We start from the raw sequence: 20389 nt of genomic DNA on the forward strand, positions 1-20389 counted from the left end.
TCCGCGCATGACACAAAAGGAGTCATGCCATGAGCGTGGAATATGAAACCGACTATGAAGTGGGGCAGGATAATGTGCAGGTCCTGGGCATGGACATGCACAATCCGGTCTTCTTCATCAGCGCGGTGCTTATTCTGGCTTTCGTGATCGGTACGCTGATCTTTCCGGAAGTCGCCAACACCGCCCTGGGCGGTGCCAAAACCTGGACCATCGAACACTTCGATTGGTTGTTCATGCTCGGCGCGAATGTGTTCGTGCTGTTCTGTCTGTTTCTGATCGTGATGCCGGTGGGCAAGATTCGCCTGGGCGGCAAGGGCGCCAAACCCGAATTCTCGACCCTGTCCTGGTTCGCCATGTTGTTCGCGGCGGGCATGGGTATTGGTCTGATGTTCTGGAGCGTGGCGGAGCCGGTGGGTTATTACACCGACTGGTACGGCACGCCGCTGAACGTGGAACCGAATACGCCGCAGGCCATGGACCGGGCCCTGGGCGCGGTGATGTACCACTGGGGTCTGCACCCCTGGGCGATCTATGGCGTGGTGGCGTTGTCGCTGGCGTTCTTCGCCTACAACAAGGGCATGCCGCTGACCATCCGCTCCGCGTTCTATCCGATCCTCGGTGACCGCTGCTGGGGTTGGGCCGGGCACATCATCGATGTGCTGGCGGTGCTGGCCACCATCTTTGGTCTGGCCACCTCCCTGGGGCTGGGCGCCAAACAGGCCGCCGGCGGCCTGCACTTTCTGTTCGATACGCCCAATGCGCTCAATGTGCAGATCGGCATCATCGTCGGCGTCACCGCGGTGGCCACCCTTTCGGTGGTGCGTGGGTTGGACGGCGGCGTCAAGCTGCTCAGTAACATCAACATGGGCGTGGCGGCGCTGCTGCTGCTGTTCGTGATGATCGCCGGGCCCACCCTGCTGATCTTCACCTCCATGGGGCGCACCGCCGTCGATTACGCCACCAACCTGATTCCGCTGAGCAACTGGTTCGGCCGGGAGGATCAGGACTTCCTGCACAACTGGACCGTGTTCTACTGGGCCTGGTGGATTTCCTGGTCCCCGTTCGTGGGCATGTTCGTGGCGCGGGTTTCCTACGGGCGCACCGTGCGTGAATTCCTCACCGCCGTGCTGATCGTGCCCACCGTGGTCACCATCGTGTGGATGGCCACCTTCGGTGGCTCCGGCCTGGATCAGGTGCTCAATGGCGTCGGTAAACTGGCCGGCGGCATCGGCGAGTCCTCCCTGGCCCTGTTCCAGATGCTGGAGCAACTGCCGCTGGCGGGCATCACCTCGTTCCTGGCGATCCTGCTGGTGCTGGTGTTCTTTATCACCTCCTCGGATTCCGGGTCCCTGGTGATCGACTCGATCACCGCCGGCGGCAAGCTCGACGCGCCGGTGCCCCAGCGGGTGTTCTGGGCGGTGATGGAAGGCCTGATCGCTGGTGCGCTGCTGTACGGCGGCGGCGAGCAGGCGCTCGACGCCCTGCAGGCGGGCGCGGTGACCACCGGTCTGCCGTTTACCGTGGTGCTGCTGGTGATGTGCCTGAGCCTCTACCGGGGCCTGAGCGCGGAACGGGCGGCCATGAAAGCCGCGGTCTGACCCTGGCGCTTTCAGCCACAACAAAGAAGGGCGCGTAATCACGCGCCCTTTTTTTATCGCGGCTGAAGCCGCTCCTACCGAGCACCGTAGGAGCGGCTTCAGCCGCGATCAGGCGCCGGCGGTGGCCCGGTTGATGGTGTATTGCAGATTCAGCAACGCCGGCAGGTGCGGGCCGATCAGGCCCTTGCCGGTGGTCAGCAGGGCGCCGCTCAGGGCCCGGTCCGGGTCCGCCCAGCAGAAGATGTTGATAAAGCCGAGATGCCCGAAGGCCCGGGGCGCCGCCGGGCCGAACAGGCCGATGCCCCGATTGCCCAGCATAAAGCCGGCGGAGAAGGTCAGCGGCAGCATCAGGGTGCGGTCCAGCCGGGGCCGCCGGGAGGCGGGCCGGCGCGCCTCGCGCACGGTCTCCGGCCGGAACAGCTGATGATCCCCCCAGCGGCCGTCGTCCAGCAGCATCTGGAAGAAGCGGCTGGCTTCCTCGGCGGTGGCGTACAGATTGCCCGCCGGCACCACGGTGTCCTGGAAACGGTCATCGTTGGTGACCCGCACCACTTCGTCCAGGGTGCCGCCCACCGCGTGATTGAGGAACAGGTCCACCAGCTTCATCGGCCGGCCGGTGGCCACGTCCCGGGCCCGCTCCGGGCCGGTGCCGCCGAAGGTGAAATGGCGCATGCCCAGGGGCCGGCGCACCACCCGGTCCAGGGTGCTGTTGAGCGGCTCGCCGGTGACCGTCTCCAGCACCGCGCCGAGCACGAAACCGGCGGTGATGGCGTGGTAGGCCTGGGTGCCCAGGGTGGCGGGCTCGGCGCGGCACAGGATGTCGAGAATGTCGTCCGGGCGATACAGAATGTCCGGCTCCACCGGCCGGTCCGGGCGCGGGATGCCGGCCCGATGGGTGAGCATCTGGCGTACCGTGGTGCGTTGCTTGCCGGCGCGGCCATAGGCGGGCAGGTAATGACTCACCGGCAGGTCCAGGTCCAGCAGGCCCTGCTCGGCGCCATGGTGGATCAGCATGGCGGTGATGGACTTGGATGCGGAAAACAGGCAGATCGGAGTGTCAGGGGTAAGCAGGCGCTCGCTTACCGGGTCCGCGTAGCCAATCGTCCGGTTCACCACCACCTGCCCCCGCCGGCGCAGGCACAGGGCGATACCCGGGCTCATGCCGGTGCGGTACAGGCCGCGCAGGGCCCGGTGGATGGCCGCCACCCCTTTCTCGTCCAACCCTGCCTCGGCGGGCGCCACTTCCGCGCCGGCACCGGTGAGCCGCCCCAGATCGCGGGGGATCGGTGTGCGGGTCTCACACAGCAAACGGTTCAGACGGGGACTCAAAATCATGATATATCCTGTATGCCGAACAGCGGACAACCATTGTCCGGCGCCGCCAGACGTGGACAATGGCCGAAGGAACCCGGCAACCGGTGCGCGCCGTCAGTCAGCCGTCTTGCGGCGGTGCGCCTTCAGCGAAAAGGGTGAACAGCATGAACAGCGTCAAACAATCGGATTTCGAGAGTTTCGGGGAGTTCTACCCCTACTATCTGCAGGAACACAGCGACCCGACCTGCCGCCGGCTGCACTTCTTCGGCACCCTGGGCCTGTTCGCGGTGCTGGTGGGCGTGTTTCTGACCGGTAATCTGTGGGGCCTGCTGTTGCTGCCGGTGGTGGGCTACGGCTTCGCCTGGGTGGGGCATTTCTTCTTCGAGAAAAACCGCCCGGCCACCTTCAAGCATCCCTGGTACAGCCTGGCCGGCGATTTCGTCATGTTCAAGGACATGCTCACCGGGAGGCTGCGCTGGTGACCGCGCCGCAACGCTTCGTACCCGGCCAGCCGCCGCGCCCCCGGGACAGTGACAAGCCGGACCTGGACAGCCCGGAGCAGGTGGACCGCATGGTGCGGCTGTTCTACGACCGGGTGCTGGCGGACCCGCTGCTGGCGCCGGTGTTCCTGGAGGTGGCGCGCATCGACCTGGACACCCACCTGCCACTGATCGCCGCGTTCTGGAAAAAGCTGCTGCTCAACCAACCCGGCTACAAGCGCCACATGATGGCCAAGCACCGGGCCGTCCACCACCGGGAACCCCTCACCGGCGCCCATCACGAACGCTGGCTGGTGCTGTTCCACGCCAACCTGGACCAACACTTCGACGGCCCCCAGACCGACCGCGCCCGCCTGCTCAGCGCCCGGGTGATGAACAACCTTTACCGCCAGCTCTCCGGTTAGCAAGACGATACAGGGTTCAGGATGCAGGATTCAGGGAAGAGCACGGTGCCTCCCCTGTATCCTGCATCCTGCATCTTGTACCTATTCCCTACCGCACCACGACGAAGAACACCCCCCCGTCCCGGTTCACCCGCAACAACAGCGCCGCTTTCTTGTCGGTCACCGCGCTCTGCAGATCCGACATATTGGCGATGTCCTTGCGGTTGGCGTTGATGATCACATCGCCGTGCCGCAGGCCGGCGCGCCAGGCCGCTGAATTGCGCTCCACCTTTTCCACCAGCACGCCCTGGTCCGCGTGGCTCAGCTCACCTTCGCGCAGATTGCGCAGGTCGGCGCCTTCCAGGTACTGGGAGATGGCATGGCCGGCGCTGGCTTTCTCGCCGGACTCGGTGATCACCGCCGTCACCTGACGCTCCTTGCCGTCGCGCAGGATGTTCAGCTCGATCTTCTCGCCCACCGGTGACAGGCCCACTTTATTGCGCAGGTCCGAAGCCCGGTTCACCGGCACGCCGTCCACCGACCGCACCACGTCGCCGGCCTTCAGCCCGGCCTTGGCGGCGGCGCTCTCGGGCACCACATTGGTGATCACCACGCCCTTGCGGGCCTCCACGTTGAGGGCCTCGGCCAGCTCGTTGGTCAGGTCCTGCACGGTGACGCCCAGCATGCCCCGGCGCACCTCGCCGTGCTCGATCAACTGGGTCATCACGTTCTCGGCCATGCTGGTGGGAATGGCGAAACCGATGCCCACGTTGCCGCCGGCGGGGGCCAGAATGGCGGTGTTGATGCCCACCAGCTCGCCGTCCAGGTTGACCAGGGCGCCGCCGGAGTTACCCGGGTTAATCGACGCGTCGGTCTGGATGAAATTCTCATAGCCCTCGATGCCCAGGCCGGTGCGGCCCAGCGCCGAGACGATGCCGGAGGTGACGGTCTGGCCGAGCCCGAAGGGGTTGCCGATGGCCACCACGAAGTCGCCCACCCGCATCAGTGACGAGTCCGCCAGGGTCACCTGGGTCAGGTCCTCGGCGGAGTCCAGCTTAAGCACCGCCAGATCCACTTCCTGATCCAGGCCCACCAGTTCCGCGGACAACTCGCGGCCGTCGGTGAGCGTTACCTCGATCTTGTCCGCATTGCGCACCACATGGGCGTTGGTCAGCACATAGCCGTTGTTGGCGTCCACGATCACACCGGAACCGGCGGCCACCGCGCGGCGGGTGGGGGCCTGGTCGGGCAGATCGAAGAAACGGCGGAAGAACGGGTCCTGCATCAGCGGGTTCTGGGCCTGGCGCACCTGCGCCTCCACCGCGATGTTGACCACCGCCGGCGAGACGTTTTCGATCATCGGCGCCAGCGACGGCATGGCGCCGCCGTCCGGAGTACGGTTGGGCAGGGCGGCGCCGGCGGTTTGCGACAGCGCCAGCAGCAAGGCGGCGGCCCAGGCGAACAGGGTCTGGTGTTTCAAGGGCGAGTGCCCTTTCAATGGGGTGTACAAGGTCAATCCTCCTTACCATTGAGGCGTAACGAAGGTTTCGACCTGAAACTGTGATCAGGGTTCCAATTCGAAAATCCGCACCCGGTTGTAGTCCTGGGACTCCCCCAGATCCGGCCAGGTGGTGGCCTGCCAGTGCCCCAGCAGCTGGAAGCCCGGCGGGTCCAGATCGGCGATGCGCGAATCCGCCAGCCACACCGGTACGCCGGCGGCGCGGAACCGTTCCAGCAGCGGCAGGTTGTCCCGGTCATAGAGGATATCGGCGGCGGTGATGCGTCCGGCCACCGCCAGGCAGGCGTCCAGGTCGTCGCTCAGCTCCACGCGCACCCCGTTGAGGGCGGCATTGGCCTCGGTGGCGGCCAGGGCGTCCGGGTCCAGATCGCAGGCGATCACCCGGGCGGCGCCGGCGCGGGCGGCGGCGATCGCCACCACTCCGGACCCGGGGCCCACGTCCACCAGGCACTGGCCGCGCACCCGTTCCGGGGCCGCCAGAATGTGCCGCGCCAGTACCTGACCGGAGGCCCAGCACAGCGCCCAGTAGGGCGGCGACTCCATCAGCGCGTTGGCCACCTCCTGATCAAGCCGCTCGTCCACCAGTTTGTCCAGCAGCCACAGGGACAGCTCCGGCACCAGTGGCAGCGGCGTGGCCACCAGCCGGATATCCGGCAGCAGCCGGTTCAGCCGCGCCTGCAGGGCGGCGGGGGGATCAAGAGGTTTGGCCGGCACGTATCGCCTCGCTGAGCTGAAAATTGAAGCGCCCGGGGTTGGCGATCTCGCCGTCCTCCCGCAGCTCCGGGTAGGGCACGCCGAAGCGCCGGCAATGTTCCGCCAGCTTCGGGTATGCCCATTTGAAAAAGGTGTCGCGGTACTGCTGCTGGTTCAGGCGCGACTGTTGATACAGGCCGGCGGCGCGGCGTTGCTCGCAGGCTTCGGCGAGAATGATGGCCGCCGCCACGCTGACGTTGAACGAGGACACCATGCCCATCATCGGAATGATCACGTGCCGGTCCGCCGCCGCCGCGCTGATGTCGTCCACGCCGGTGCGCTCGGTGCCGAGCAGCAGGGCGGTGGGGCGGGTGTAGTCCACCTCCCGGTAGGGCACCGCGTGCTCGGACCAGTGCGCCGCCAACACCTGCATGCCCAGGGACTGCACATGGCGGATGGCGTCTTCGCCGCAATGGTGCTCGTGCACATTGACCCAGCGCTGGGAGCCCAGGGCGGTACTCACCGTGTTGCGCGCCCGGTTATCCGGCAGCGCCGCGTGCAGCTCCAGCACGCCCACCGCGTCGCAGGTGCGTACCACGGCGGCGATATTGTGCGGCTTGTGCACGCCATCCATGATCACGCTGAGATCCGGCTGGCGCCGGGCCAGGGTGGCGCGCAGGCGCTGCAGACGTTGCGGGGTCATGCGGTCTCCGATTACGGGGGAAGGGGCGATTGTAGCAAACGCCGCCGTTGATCGCGGCTGAAGCCGCGATGCATGGACGGCGCATCGGCCAGCCGTGACAATAGCCGCCCTGGCAAAGCAAAGGACCGAGCATGACTGAACGCGCGCTGCCCCTGGCCGGGGTCAAGGTGGTGGAACTGGGACAACTGATCGCCGGGCCCTTCGCCGGCACCCTGCTGGCCTATTTCGGCGCCGAGGTGATCAAGGTGGAACCGCCCGGCGGCGACCCGATTCGTGGTTGGCGCAAACTGGACGACGGCGGCACCTCGTTCTGGTGGCGCAGCATCGGCCGCAACAAACGATCGGTGACCCTGGATCTGAAGAGCGACGCCGGCCGGGAGCTGGCCGCCCGGCTGATCGACGGCGCCGACGTGCTGATCGAGAACTTCCGCCCGGGCACCCTGGAAAACTGGGGGCTGGGGCCGGATCGCTTCACCGACAGCAACCCGGGCCTGATCTACACGCGCATCTCCGGCTACGGCCAGGACGGCCCCTACGCGGACAAGCCCGGCTACGCCTCGGTGTGCGAGGGCATCGGCGGCCTGCGCTATGTGAACGGTTTCCCCGGTGAACGGCCGGTGCGGCCCAATCTGTCCCTGGGCGACACCGTGGCCGGCCTGCACGCCGCCCTGGGCATTCTGCTGGCGCTGTTCGAGCGCCGGGGCAGCGGCCTGGGGCAGGTGGTGGACGTGGCGCTCTACGAAACCGTGTTCAATCTGCTGGAAGCGGTGATCCCCGAATTCGACGGCGCCGGCCTGATCCGCGAACCGGCCGGTTCCACGGTCACCGGCATCGTGCCCACCAACACCTACCGCTGCGCCGATGGCAAATACGTGATCATCGGCGGCAATGGCGATTCCATCTTCAAACGGCTGATGACCACCGCCGGCCGTAACGATCTGGCCGACGACCCGCGCCTGGCGCACAACGCCGGCCGGGTGGAACACGAAGCGGAAGTGGACGGCGCCATCGAAGCCTGGTGCGCCACCCTGGACAGTGCCCAGGTGCTGCGCCGGCTGGAGGACGCCCGGGTGCCCTGCGGGCCGATCTACAGCGCCGCGGACATGATGGCCGACCCGCATTTTCAGGCCCGGGGCCTGTTCCAGCAGGTGGAGATCAACGGCAAACCGCTGAAGATTCCCGCCATCGCCCCGCGCCTGGCGGGTACCCCCGGGGGTACCCGCTGGCCCGGCGGCGACGCCGGCGTGCACACCGAAGCGGTGCTGCGCGAGGAACTGGGCCTGGACGAACAGGAATACCAGCGCCTGAAAAAAGAAGGCGTGTTCGGCCCCTGACCCTAAACCCCGAGAATCTTATCGGCGGCTTTTTCCGCGATCATCACCGTGGGCGCGTTGGTGTTGCCGCCGACCAGGGTCGGCATGATCGAAGCGTCCACCACACGCAGGTTTTCCAGGCCGTGCACTTTCAGGTCCGGGTCCACCACCGCCTGGTCGTCCACGCCCATTTTGCAGGTGCCCACCGGGTGGTAGATGTTGTCGCACTTGCGGCGCAGGAAGTCGCGGATCTGCTCGTCGCTTTGCACCGCGCTGCCCGGCGCGATCTCCTCGCCGCGCCACGGCGCCAGGGCGTCCTGGGCCATGATCTCGCGCATCGCCTTAACGCCGCGCACCATGCCTTCCATGTCCTCCGGGTCACTCAGAAAACGCGGGTCGATCAGCGCCGGCGAACGGGGATTGGCATCGGCCAGACCGATGGTGCCCCGGCTCTTCGGCCGCAGAATGCAGACGTGGCCGGAATACCCATGGCCAAAACTGAACAGCCAGTTGAGGCCGTGGTTGTCGAGCTTGGCGGCGGTCAGGTGCAGCTGCAGATCCGGGCGCGGTTCCTCCGGCCGGGATTTGATGAAGCCACCGGCCTCGGCCACGTTGGAGGTCAGCTGGCCCTGGCGTTGGGTGAAAAATTGCCACAGCGCCCGGGCGCCGGTGAACGGCAGTTCCCAGGAGCCCATGGTCAGGGTATCGCGGCGCCGGTTGCGGTGGATCACCAGCACGTCCGGGTGGTCCTGCAGGTTCTCGCCCACGCCGGGCAGGTCGTGGACCAGCGGAATACCGTGGCCGGCCAGTTCCCGGGCGTTGCCCACGCCGGACAGTTTCAGCAGTTGCGGTGAGTTGATGGTGCCGCCGGACAGAATCACCTGGCCGGCCTCGATCACCTGCCGCTCGCCGCGCCGTTCCACTTCCACGCCGGTGGCCCTTTTACCGTCGAACAGAACCCGGTGGGCCAGGGTGTCGGTCATCACCGTCAGGTTGTCCCGCTCCAGCGCCGGGTGCAGGTAGCCCCGGGCCACGCCCCAGCGCTCACCGTCCTTCTGGTTGACCTTGTACATCGCCATGCCTTCCTGGGTGGCGTTGTTGAAGTCGTCGGTGGCCGGGTGGCCGGCCTGCACGCCGGCGTCCACGAAGGCGGCGCTGACCGGGTGGTGGAAACGCAGGTCGGCGATGTTCAGGTTGCCCCGGTCGCCATGGAACTCATTGGCGCCGGGTTCATAGCGCTCCGAGCGCTTGAACAGGGGCAGCACGTCCCGATAGCCCCAGCCCGGGTTGCCCAGTTCCTGCCAATGGTCGTAGTCCCAGGGGTGGCCTCGGGTATAGCACATGGCATTGACCGCCGAGGAACCGCCCAGGGTCTTGCCCCGGGGGATGTAGATCTGGCGGTTGTTAAGGGCCTTCTGCGGCACCGTGTAGTAGCGCCAGTTGCGCGCATTGGAACGCATCAGCCAGATGATGCCGGCGGGAATGCGGATAAACAGACTGTTGTCGTCCGGGCCGGCCTCGATCAGGCACACCTTGTTGTTCGGGTTTTCCGACAACCGGTTGGCAAGTACACAACCGGCGGAGCCGGCGCCCACGATCACATAGTCAAAAGGCATGACGCCCCCTTAATTGGATATTCACTGGGGAACAAAGACGGAGAATGAACAAAATTGTCATCGAACAATGGCACCATATGCCTCGCGGGTGAAGGCCGTGAGTGGCCAGCCATCGGTGCGCCCCGGCCAATGCGTCCCGGCGCCGTGGTTGCGGACCCGAGGCCGGGCTGTTTATGATTTGTGCAATTCTGTTTCTGGTTAGCCGGTCGCGGTCGGTTAACCAGAGACCAGGGCAGACGCGCTCCGCGAGGGCGCGCCCGTCGAGAAGCGCGGATGTGCCGACAACTTTCCCGCCTTCCACGACACCGTCACCGAATCGTCAGTTTTCGGAGTCCGGCCACCGCCGACGGCGGGCCGGACCCCCAAGGGCCCGCACGGCGGGCGGACTATCGTCGTAGGACGAGGTGGGCGGATGAGTGAAGGTATCTTAAGGTCGGACCGGATTCTGCGGCTGGACAAGGCGGGCACCCCGGTGGAGTGGCTGGACTGGCAGGCGGCGGCGGTGTTGTACGCCCGTGGCCTGGTGACCTGGACCCTGGGTGACGTCATCTACCAGCTGCGCGGTGGCACCTGCCGCCACACCGGCGACCGCTCCCGCCTGTCCCTGCACTCGATCATCGCCTGCGACGGTCTCGCCAGCCCGCGCCGCCGCACCCGGCCGCCGCTCACCAACCGGGCCCTGTTCCGCCGTGACCAGCACCTGTGCCTGTATTGCGGCAAATCCTTCCCCGAAGCCCAGCTTACCCGCGACCATATCCGCCCCACCTCCCGGGGCGGCGGCGACCACTGGCTGAATGTGGTGGCCGCCTGCCGGCGCTGCAACCAGCACAAGGGCGACCGCCTGCCCGAGGAAATCCACATGGAACTGCTGGCGCTGCCCTACGTGCCGAATATGGCGGAATATCTGGCGCTGATTAACAGCCACCGCATTCGTGGTGATCAGATGGATTTTCTGCGCGGTCAGTTCGGCAAGGACAGCCGTTTTCTGTAGAAGGGGCTAAGTTTCCCACCCGCCATATCCCCAGCCGCCACAAAAAAAAGCGGCGCCCAGAGGGCGCCGTGGAATCGTTTGGCTCGGGAGAGCTATCGAGGATAAATCCCCGGCGTTGACGGATGGGACTTCGCCAACACGGGGAAAGTATGTTTGTGACCCGTTTCAAAAACATTCGCTGTACAGCCGTTCACAACCGCTTCGCTGGTCAATATGTGTCCGGGCGGTTTTTTGTGTCGCTTTGTGGGCCGCCGGGCATCAGGCCGCAGGCGCCCATCAGATCCTGCCAGCGGTCGGTGTGGTGGCGCAGCGCTCGCCGGAGACCGGCGGCCTGGCCCGAGGGGCCGAAGTAGTGGGTCCGCCAGGCGTCCAGGGCCGGATCGTCGCCGGTGATCCGGGCGAGGGCGTCCAGGGCGTTCTCCAGGCGCCGGCGTTGGCGGTCCAGATCGGCCAGATGACTCTGGATCTCGGTGCGTTAGGGCCTGTTCACACTACTTGCATTACGCCTGTTGTGGCTAAAAACCCACCCATCAAGGCACGAGGAGAGAAGTTTGGTGGCTCCAAATGAACGACGAGTAACGCGGAGGGGTGGGTTTTTAGCCACAACCCGAAGGGCTGGCGCCTTTTTGGCCTCCAGCGTCGTTGTCGGTCGCTTATTTGGAATGACCAAACCGCGCTCCCTCCGCCTAGCTGGAGACCAAAACGACATCCAGCAGGCGTGATGCAAGTAGTGTGAACAGGCCCTAGTAACCGTCCAGCAGATTACGCAGGCGCCGGGCCCGGGGGCTCGCCCGGCCGCGCGGACACAGCCGTTCGCCATCCAGGCCGTCGAGCAGCACGTTAGCCTGACCCAGGGCCACCCGGCCGCGCGCCAGATCGCGCAGCAGCCCGCCGCCGGCGCGGCTCGCCGCCAGGGTGGCTAAATGGGTTTCCAGATCCGGCAGCGCCGCCGGCGGCGGCTCGGCGGTCAGCGCCCGGCCGGCGCGGATCAGGCCATCCAGGGCGTGCAGGCCGGGGTCGATCTCATCGGCGGCGCCCGGCGATTGATTGAAAAAGCCGCGCAACTCATCGCTGGCCCAGGTGGCGTTCCAGAACACTTCCATCAGGCTGTCCTGTTTGATCGCCAGGGCCTGCTCCAGCAAGGCCACGGTCTCGCCATCGTCCAGGGCGCCCCGGGCCAGGCAGCTCCGGCCGCGCTCGATAAAGGTCAGCTCATAGGCCAGCCGCAGGGACGCCGCCCGCACCCGGCCCAGGCCGCTGTTGCGGTCGCTGACCAGTCCCATCAGGTTGCAGTGGCGCAAATCCAGGTAATCGAACACGCCGGCGCGCAGATCCGGCAGCGGCCGGCGCAGGGCCGCGTTCCCCGGATAGGGGCGCAGGTCCAGGGGCGCCGCCGGTGGTACCGCCTGGCGGCTGAGCCGTGCCAGCCGGTCCAGGTAGCCGTCCCAGCGTGCCCGTTGCGGATCAGCGGGCCACGGCAGCAGGACCAGCACGGTCAGGGCGGCCAGCGGCAGTGCCATTATCAGGGCCTTGCGAAGGCTCATTTTTTTCAAACGGGTCGCCAAATCGGAAGGGGCAGTTATGCTAGGTTAGGTGCCCCCCCAAACAATCACAAAGGCGGTCAAAGGAATGCGATGTTTTCATGCTGGCGTGCTGGTGTTCATGGCTCTGGTACTGGCGGCCTGTGGCCCGGACCCGCAACCGGATAAAGGGGCCGCGGCTCCGGTGGGTAACACGCCGGCGGAGGACAGCGCCTCCCCGGCGGAGCCGGATAGCCGCTGGCGGGAACATCTGAGCGCCTGGCCCCGGGGGGAAATCGGCGCGCGGGCGCCGCTGATCGTGCGCTTCACCCATCCGGTGGTGGATGAGGAGGCCCTGGACCAGCCCGCCAAGGGCGTCGCCCGGCTCGATCCGGAGCGGCCCTTCAAGGCGGTGTTCACCGCCCGCGACCGGCTGGAAATCCGGCCCGGCGCGCCGTTGCCCGCCGGCGAAACCCTGCGCCTGACGATCTATCCCCAGTCGCTGTCCGGGGTGGACGACGGTCTGCCGCCGCTGGAAACCGACGTCACCGTGATGCGGCAACGGCTCAGCCTGCAGGTGGATGCCCTGGCCCCGGACCCGGACGGCGAGGAGCGCATGCGCCTGAGCGGCCGTCTGCAGACCGCCGACCAGGCGGACCCGGCGGAAGTGCAGCCGGTGCTTGAGGCGTTCCAGGGCGACCGTGCGCTGACCCTGGAGTGGCGCCACGACGCGGCCAGTCTCAACCACGATTTCACCGTTACCGGCATTCAACGCGACAGCGACGCGCCGGTACGCCTGCGCTGGGATGGCGAGAGCCTGGGCGTGGACGACCAGGGCCAGCGGGAATACCCGGTGCCGGCCCCCGGCGCCTTCCAGGTCACCGACGCGCGCACCCGTAGCTACCCGGAGCCCCAGGTGGTGGTGCAATTCTCCGAACCGCTGATGGGCACCCAGGATCTGGCCGGGCTGGTGCGGGTCAACGGCGAGGACGCCCGGGTCCGCATCGACGGCAGCCGGCTGCTGATCTATCCCCCGGACCCGGACAAACTGGAGGACGGCGCTCTCACCCTGCGGCTGGAGCCGGGCTTGCGCAGCGCCGCCCGGGCGCGGCTCGGCGAGGCCTTCGAGCGCACCCTGACCCTGAGCATGGCGAAGCCCGGCGTGCGTTTCGTCGGCGACGGCGTGATCCTGCCCGCCGGTGACACCCTCAGCGTGCCGTTCGAAGCGGCCGCCGCCAGCGCCGTGCGGGTGCAGGCCTTCGAAGTGTTCGAGAACAACATCGCCGGCTACCTGCAGGGCTACGACCTGGACGCCGCCTACCAGGACAGCCGCAGCGGCCGCTACCTGTGGCAGAAAACCCTGACCCTGCCGCCGGGGGGCGGCGATGACTGGCGCCGTTACCGCCTGGATCTGAGTGAACTGATGGCCAAACACCCGGACGGCCTGGTGATCCTGACCCTGAAGCTGGACGGCGAAACCATCGATTATCGCTGCGAGGGCCAGACGCCTTCGCGGGTCACCGAGCTGCCGGAAAGCTACGAGGGCCCGGACCAGGGCGACGACGGCGACCGCCTCAGCCGTTACTACGGCGACGCCGGCTATCTGCGCTGGAGCGAACGGGACAACCCCTGCTCCGACGCCTATTACCGCTACAACGACCGGGCCGAATCCAGCCGCGCTTTCCTGGCCTCCAACATCGGCCTGATCGCCAAGCAGGGCGCCAGCGACCGGCTCACCGTGTTCGCCACCCACCTGGACAGCAACACCCCGGCCACCAAGGTGCGCGTCAGCGTGCGCAACTACCAGCACCAGGAGCTGGCCAGCGGCACCACCAACAACGCCGGGGAAGTGACCCTGGCCCTGGACGGCACGCCGTTCTATCTGGTGGCGCGGGACGGCGACGACCGGGGCTACCTGAAGCTGGCCCGCAACCGGGCGCTGGCCACCAATCAGTTCAATACCGGTGGCGAGAAGGTGCGCGACGGCCTCAAGGGGTTCTTCTACGGCGAGCGGGATGTGTGGCGCCCCGGCGATGATATCCACCTGACCTTTATTCTGGCCGACCCCCAAGACCGGCTGCCCGACGACCACCCGGTGACCCTGGACTGGTTCGACCCCCGGGGCGACAAGGTGGCCAGCTACGGCAACGCCCGGCCGGTGGGGCAGTTCTACACCTTTACCCTGAGCACCGACGAAGACGCCCCCACCGGCAACTGGCGGGCGGTGGCCCGGGTCGGTGAGCGGCGCTTCGACACCGCCCTGCGGGTGGAGGCGGTGAAGCCCAACCGCCTCAAGATCGAGCTGGACGCCCCGGACCCCCTGAAGACCGGCCAGGCGGAGCCGGTCACCCTGCACAGCCAGTGGCTCAACGGCGCCCGCGCCGGCGGCCTCAAGGCCGACGTGAAGGCGCGCCTGTTCAACGCCGCCACGCCGTTCCCGGGCTTTTCCGGGTTCACCTTCTCGGACCCCACCCGGTCCCTGGGCACGGAGCCGTTCACCGCCTTTGAAGGCAACCTGGACGGCCAGGGCGACGCGCACTTCCCGCTGCAGGTGCCGTACATCTCTCCGCCCGGCGCCGCCGCCATGGTGCTGACCACCCGGGTGTTCGAGCAAAGCGGTGACTACAGCACCCAGGTCAAGCGCCTGCCGGTGTCCCCCTACGTCCACTGGGTGGGCCTGCGGGTGCCCAAGGGCGACGGCTGGGGCGACTCCCTGGGCCGCGACCAGGACCATGAAATCGGCCTGCTGACCCTGGATCGGGACGGCAAACCGGAGGCCGGCCGCGCCCTGACCCTGAGCGTCTACCGCATCGACTGGCGCTGGTGGTGGGACCGGGGCGGCGAGGACCTGACTCACTTCATCAGCGATCCGCACACCGAGAAACTCAGCCAAAGCGCCCTGACCAGCGACGCCGAAGGGCGTGCCCAATGGACCCTGGCCGGCGCCGACTACGAATGGGGCCGCTACCTGTTGCGGGTGTGCCAGGACCAGGGCCGGCACTGCGCCGCGCAAACCGTCTACCTGGGCTGGGGCGGCGACCGCGACGGCCAGGGCGACGCCGCCACCCGGCTGTCCCTGTCCAGCGACAAGACCGAATACCAGGTGGGCGACACCGCCCGCGTGCAGGTGCCCGGCAGCGCCAGCGGGCGCCTGCTGGTGAGCCTGGAAAGCGGCGACCGGGTGCTCGACCACTATTGGGTCAATGACCCGGGCAAACCCGGCGAAACCCTGACCCTGGATATTCCGGTGACCGCCGCCATGGCGCCCAACGTGTACGTGCACGTGGCCCTGCTGCAGCCCCACCGGGAGCGGGACAACGACCGGCCGATCCGCCTCTATGGCATCCTGCCGCTGCTGGTGGAGGACCCGGCCACGCGCCTGTCGCCCACCGTGGAGGCGCCGGCGGAGGTGAAACCGGGCGGCACCCTGCCGGTGACCGTGTCCGAGGCCGGCGGCCAGCCGATGACCTACACCCTGGCGGTGGTGGACGAGGGCCTGCTGGGCATCACCGACTTCGCCACCCCCCGGCCCCACGACGCGTTCTATCAGCGCGAGGCCCTGGGCGTGCTCACCTGGGACCTGTTCGACCAGGTGGTGGGCGCCTACGGCGGCGAGCTGGACCAGTTGCTGGCCCTGGGCGGTTCCGACGCCCTGCGCGACGGCAACGAGCAACAGCGGCGCCGGTTCCCGCCGGTGGTGCGCTTCGCCGGCCCGTTCCAATTGAAGGCCGGGGAAACCCGTAGCCACGACATCGAGCTGCCGCCCTACATGGGCCAGGTGCGGGTGATGGTGGTGGCCGGCAACAAGCGGGCCTATGGCCACGCCGACCGGGACGTGACCGTGACCCAGCCGCTGACCCTGCTGTCGGCGCTGCCCCGGGTGCTCGGCCCCGGCGAAACCCTGGACCTGCCGGTGACCGTGTTCGCCGCCGAGGACGGGCTCGGCAAGGTCACCGTGAAGGCGGAAGCGGAGCCGCCGCTCACCGTTACTCGCGGCACCGCCACCCTCAACTTCGCCGAGAGCGGCGACCAGCTGGCGGCCCTGGCCCTGAAGGCCGGCGACAGCGCCGGCATCGCCAAGGTAACGGTGCGCGCCGACGCCGGGGACCAGCACGCCGAGGAAACAGTGCACCTGCCGGTGCGCAGCGCCAACCCGCCCACCGTGCGCGACACCGGCAAGCTGCTGGAAGCCGGCGCCACCTGGAACCTGACCCACCGGCCCCACGGCCTGCCGGGCACCAACCAGAGCCGGCTTACCGTCAGCAGCCTGCCGGACATGGGCCTGGAACGGCGCCTGGAATACCTGATCGACTACCCCCATGGCTGCATCGAACAGACCGTGTCGTCGGTGCTGCCGCAACTGTACCTGGACCGCCTCACCGCCCTGAGCGAGGCCCAGCGGCAGCAGGTGCAGGACAATGTGGAGGCTGCCATCCAGCGGCTGCGCCGCTTCCAGCTGGGCGGCGGCGCCTTCGCCTACTGGCCCGGCGCCGCCACCGCCAACGACTGGGGGACCTCCTACGCCGGCCACTTCCTGCTGGAAGCCCAGCGCCAGGGCTACGCGGTGCCGGCGGACATGCTGCGGCAGTGGCGCGGCTATCAAAGCCGGGTGGGGCAGGACCCGGGGCGCTACCCCTGGCAGTGGGCCTCCCAGGCCTACCGCCTGTACACCCTGGCCCTGGCCGGCGAACCGGAAGTGGGCGCCATGAACCGCCTGCGCGAGGCGTTCCAAACGCGGGCCGCCGAGGGCGGCGAAGCGGACCCGGGCTACCGGGCCGGCCGCTGGCTGCTGGCCGCCGCCTACCAGCAAATGGGGCTTACCGAGGTGGCCGGCGAACTGCTGGCCGCCGCCCGCGATAGCGACGTGGACTACCAGCGTCCCGGCCCCACCTACGGCTCGCGCCTGCGCGACCGGGCCATTGAAATGATGGTGCTGGATGCCCGTGGTGACAGCGAGGGAGCCTGGGACCAGGCCCAGGTGATCGCCAATCAGCTGGCCTCCGGCAACTGGTATTCCACCCAGACCACCGCCTGGGCGTTGATGGCCATGGCCCGGTTCGCCGGCAGCCGGGGCGACGTGGGCTATTCGTTCGCCTGGCGCCGTGGCGACGGCGACTGGCAGACCATCACCAGCCAGACCCCGGTGTTCCGCCAGAACCTGGACCTGGCCATCGACGGGGAGGCCCTGGCGGTGCGCAACGACAGCGAGCACCGGCTGTTCGCGTCGGTGAGCACCCGTGGCACGCCGCCCCCCGGCACCGAGCAGGCGGCCAGCCAGGGGCTCTCCTTGCGCGCCGACTTCTACGGCCTGGACGGCCGCCCGCTGGACCCGTCGAGCCTGGCCCAGGGCACCGATTTCCGCGCCACGGTGACGGTCCGCAACCGCAGCGGCCGGCCCCTGGAAAACCTGGCCCTGACCCAGGTGATGCCGTCCGGCTGGCAGATCACCGACAGCCGTCTGGCCGGCGATGAAGAGCAGACACCGGTGGATTACCGGGACCTGCGCGACGACCGGGTGCTCAGTTATTTCTCCCTGCGTCCCGGCGAAGGCCGCACCTACCGGATCGGCCTGAACGCCACCTTCGCCGGCCATTTCTACCTGCCCGGCTGGCAGGTGGAAGCCATGTACCAAGGCACCGTGCGGGCTCGCAACCAGGGCCAATGGGTGACGGTGAAGGCCGACGCCGGGGAGGGCGATGGCCGCTAAGCGCGCCGCCGTGGGCCGGCGGCGGCCGGCCCGCCAGCGCCTGGCGGTGGCCGGGCTGACCCTGGCGCTGCTGGTGCTGGCGGCCATGGCCGTGCTGCAGTGGGCGCCGCTGCCTGCGTCGCTGCACCAGCAGCCCTATGCCACCTTGATGCTGGACCGCCAGGGGCGGCCCTTGGCGGCGCGTATTGCCGCCGATCAGCAATGGCGGTTCGCCCCGGTGGACAGCCTGCCGGACAAATACCGGCGCGCCCTGATCACCTTCGAGGACCGGCGCTTCCAGTTTCACCCCGGGGTCGATCCGCTGGCCATCGCCCGCGCCGCCGTGGCCAATGCCCGCGCCGGCCGGGTGGTCAGCGGCGGCTCCACCCTGACCATGCAACTGGCTCGCCTGCTCCGTGACGACCCGCCCCGCACCCTGGCGGAAAAGGCCCGGGAAGCTCTGCTGGCGCTGCAACTGGAATGGCACCTGAGCAAGGACCAGATCCTGGTGGAGTACGCCAGTCGGGCGCCGTTCGGCGGCAACACGGTGGGGCTGCGGGCCGCCGCCTGGCGCTATTTCCAGCGCCCGCCGGAGGCCCTTAGCTGGGCCGAGGCGGCGTTGCTGGCGGTGCTGCCCAACAGCCCGGCGCTGATCCACCCGGGCCGCGACCGGGAGCGGCTGCGCGCCAAACGGGACCGGCTGCTGGAGGTGCTGCGGGGGCGCGGTGACCTGGACGCCGCCGACCTGCAACTGGCCAAACTGGAGCCGCTGCCCCGGGTCCACGAGCTGCCGTCCCTGGCGCCGCGCCTGCTGGATACGCTCAGCGCCGGCGGTGGCAATCCAATGCTGCGCACCACCCTGGACGGGGACCTGCAGCGCCGGGTGCGGGAGCTGGCCGACCGCCACGGCCGGCGCCTGGGCCGCCAGGGCGTGCACAACCTGGCGGTGGTGGTGATCGACCACCGGGACCTGGAAACCCGCGCCTACCTGGGCAATGTGCAGCACGGCGACACCGACACCTATGGCGCCGCCGTGGACATCGCCGGCCGGCCGCGCTCCACCGGCAGTGTGCTCAAGCCGTTGCTCTACGGGCTGGCGCTGGACGCCGGCGTGATCCTGCCGGACACCCTGATTCCCGACCTGCCCACCAACTACGGCGGCTACAGCCCGGAGAATTTCGACCGGGAGTTTCGTGGCGCGGTGCCCGCCCACGAGGCCCTGGCCCGCTCGCTGAACGTGCCGGCGGTGCGCCTGCTGCGCCGCTATGGGGTGGGGCGCTTCCACGACCAGCTGCGGGCCCTGGGCATGACCACCCTGTTCCGCCCCGCCGAGGACTACGGCCTGACCCTGGTGCTGGGCGGCGCCGAGGGCACCCTGGAGCAACTGACCGGCATCTACGCGCGGCTGATCGCCACCGGCCGGGACGGCCAGGCGGCGCCGGTGACCCGGCTGGCCGGCGTGACACCGGTGGCGGCGCCGTTCCCGATCAGCCCCGGGGCCGCCTGGCTGACCCTGGACGCCCTGCGCGACGTGGCCCGCCCGGGCACCGCGCGGCAATGGCGGCTGTACCGTTCCAGCCAGCCGATCGCCTGGAAAACCGGCACCAGCTACGGCCTGCGCGACGCCTGGGCGATTGGTAGCAACGGCCGCTACACGGTGGGCGTCTGGGCCGGCAACGGCAACGGCGAACCGGCGCCCCACCTGGGCGGCGCCGACACCGCCGCGCCGCTGATGCTGGACGTGTTCAGCCTGCTCGGCCCGGCGCCGTTTCCGGAGCCGCCCCTCAACGACCTCAAGCAGGTGCGGGTATGCGCCGACGACGGCTACCTGGCCGGCGGCCGCTGCCCGGCGAAAACCGCCCTGGCGCCCCTGCACAGCCACTTCCAAACAGTGACGCCGCACCACCGCCGGGTGCACCTGGACGGCAACGGCCAGCGCGTGCACGGCGACTGCCAGGCGGTGGCCGGCATGCACAGCCGCGACTGGTTCGTGCTGCCCCCGGCCCAGGCCTGGTTCTACCGCCAGCGCCACCCGGACTACCGGCCGCTGCCCGCCTGGCGCTCGGACTGCCTGGCCGGCGCCCGGGCCCTGGACCCGTCGCCGCCCATGGCGATTCTCTACCCCCACGCCGGTGCCGGCCTCTACATCCCCCGGGAACTGGGCGGCCAGCGTGGCCAGGCGGTATTCCGGGTGGTCCACGAACGGGACGCCGCGCGCCTGTTCTGGCACCTGGACGACCGCTACCTGGGCGTCACTGAACACTTCCACCAATGGGCGATCCGCGCCGAACCGGGCTGGCACACCCTGACCCTGGTGGACGATCAGGGCTTTCGTCTGCGCCGCCGCTTCAAGGTGCTCGGCGACTGACCCCGCGCTACTTCACCGATGTAGATACCGTCTCTCCTATCCGGACTCAACCCCCAACGGGTTGGGTCTGGAATGGGGTTTGCCGATGCAGCACGCCGAAGGCGATGTGCATCAGCTTGCGCATTGCCGCAGCCCTGTCTCTGATAGACATCTGTGGCTGCCGCCTCCTCTTTGCGTGCTACTCG

At 68.4% G+C, this 20389-nt stretch carries 14 protein-coding genes; 7 read left to right on the top strand and 7 right to left on the bottom strand.

Features of this window, described 5'->3' with window-relative positions:
* Positions 1–29 precede the first annotated feature (29 nt).
* The gene (locus tag FGS76_RS02765; RefSeq protein WP_138771094.1) at positions 30–1598 is read left to right on the top strand and encodes a BCCT family transporter; all 1569 of its coding nucleotides are present in this window, start codon (positions 30–32) and stop codon (positions 1596–1598) included.
* A 108-nt stretch (positions 1599–1706) separates the two neighbouring features.
* Here the strand turns inward: FGS76_RS02765 and FGS76_RS02770 are convergent, their stop codons facing one another.
* Positions 1707–2933, bottom strand: coding sequence for a serine hydrolase domain-containing protein (locus tag FGS76_RS02770; RefSeq protein ID WP_138771095.1), 1227 nt, complete (start codon positions 2931–2933; stop codon positions 1707–1709).
* Positions 2934–3076: 143 nt separating this feature from the next.
* Between FGS76_RS02770 and FGS76_RS02775 the strand changes: the two genes are divergently transcribed.
* Entirely contained in the window at positions 3077–3394 is a 318-nt protein-coding gene (locus FGS76_RS02775; RefSeq protein ID WP_138771096.1) for an Mpo1-like protein, read from the top strand.
* Positions 3391–3816, top strand: a complete 426-nt coding sequence (locus FGS76_RS02780; RefSeq protein WP_205717158.1) for a group III truncated hemoglobin — start codon at positions 3391–3393, stop codon at positions 3814–3816. Before FGS76_RS02775 ends, FGS76_RS02780 begins: the two co-directional genes overlap by 4 nt.
* Before the next feature lie 88 nt (positions 3817–3904).
* On the opposite strand, the gene FGS76_RS02785 is transcribed toward FGS76_RS02780, so the two are convergent.
* From FGS76_RS02785 to trmH, 3 genes are all read right to left on the bottom strand, one after another.
* Positions 3905–5275, bottom strand: coding sequence for a DegQ family serine endoprotease (locus FGS76_RS02785; RefSeq protein ID WP_240692377.1), 1371 nt, complete (start codon positions 5273–5275; stop codon positions 3905–3907).
* 84 nt (positions 5276–5359) lie between these two features.
* The gene (locus FGS76_RS02790) at positions 5360–6028 is read right to left on the bottom strand and encodes a 50S ribosomal protein L11 methyltransferase (RefSeq protein WP_240692378.1); all 669 of its coding nucleotides are present in this window, start codon (positions 6026–6028) and stop codon (positions 5360–5362) included.
* On the bottom strand, positions 6009–6710 hold the full coding sequence (gene trmH / locus FGS76_RS02795; RefSeq protein WP_138771097.1) for a tRNA (guanosine(18)-2'-O)-methyltransferase TrmH: 702 nt from the start codon (positions 6708–6710) through the stop codon (positions 6009–6011). The genes FGS76_RS02790 and trmH overlap by 20 nt, the downstream gene beginning before the upstream one ends.
* Before the next feature lie 131 nt (positions 6711–6841).
* Here trmH and FGS76_RS02800 point away from each other — a divergent pair, with 131 nt between their 5' ends.
* Entirely contained in the window at positions 6842–8044 is a 1203-nt protein-coding gene (locus FGS76_RS02800) for a CaiB/BaiF CoA transferase family protein (RefSeq protein WP_138771098.1), read from the top strand.
* 2 nt (positions 8045–8046) lie between these two features.
* Here FGS76_RS02800 and FGS76_RS02805 read toward each other — a convergent pair whose 3' ends face one another.
* Positions 8047–9639, bottom strand: a complete 1593-nt coding sequence (locus FGS76_RS02805) for a GMC family oxidoreductase (protein WP_138771099.1) — start codon at positions 9637–9639, stop codon at positions 8047–8049.
* 412 nt (positions 9640–10051) lie between these two features.
* Between FGS76_RS02805 and FGS76_RS02810 the strand changes: the two genes are divergently transcribed.
* Positions 10052–10630, top strand: a complete 579-nt coding sequence (locus FGS76_RS02810; RefSeq protein WP_138771100.1) for an HNH endonuclease — start codon at positions 10052–10054, stop codon at positions 10628–10630.
* Positions 10631–10838: 208 nt separating this feature from the next.
* Here the strand turns inward: FGS76_RS02810 and FGS76_RS19845 are convergent, their stop codons facing one another.
* Both FGS76_RS19845 and FGS76_RS02820 read right to left on the bottom strand, forming a co-directional pair.
* Entirely contained in the window at positions 10839–11096 is a 258-nt protein-coding gene (locus tag FGS76_RS19845; RefSeq protein WP_138771115.1) for a DUF3080 family protein, read from the bottom strand.
* Between the two features lie 277 nt (positions 11097–11373).
* Entirely contained in the window at positions 11374–12174 is an 801-nt protein-coding gene (locus tag FGS76_RS02820; protein ID WP_138771101.1) for a DUF3080 family protein, read from the bottom strand.
* A gap of 85 nt (positions 12175–12259) precedes the next feature.
* Between FGS76_RS02820 and FGS76_RS02825 the strand changes: the two genes are divergently transcribed.
* The gene (locus FGS76_RS02825; protein ID WP_240692379.1) at positions 12260–17857 is read left to right on the top strand and encodes an MG2 domain-containing protein; all 5598 of its coding nucleotides are present in this window, start codon (positions 12260–12262) and stop codon (positions 17855–17857) included.
* Positions 17847–20204, top strand: coding sequence for a penicillin-binding protein 1C (pbpC, locus tag FGS76_RS02830; RefSeq protein ID WP_240692380.1), 2358 nt, complete (start codon positions 17847–17849; stop codon positions 20202–20204). Before FGS76_RS02825 ends, pbpC begins: the two co-directional genes overlap by 11 nt.
* Positions 20205–20389: the final 185 nt, after the last annotated feature.

It is taken from the genome of Alloalcanivorax gelatiniphagus (genome assembly GCF_005938655.1).
Taxonomy (GTDB): domain Bacteria; phylum Pseudomonadota; class Gammaproteobacteria; order Pseudomonadales; family Alcanivoracaceae; genus Alloalcanivorax; species Alloalcanivorax gelatiniphagus.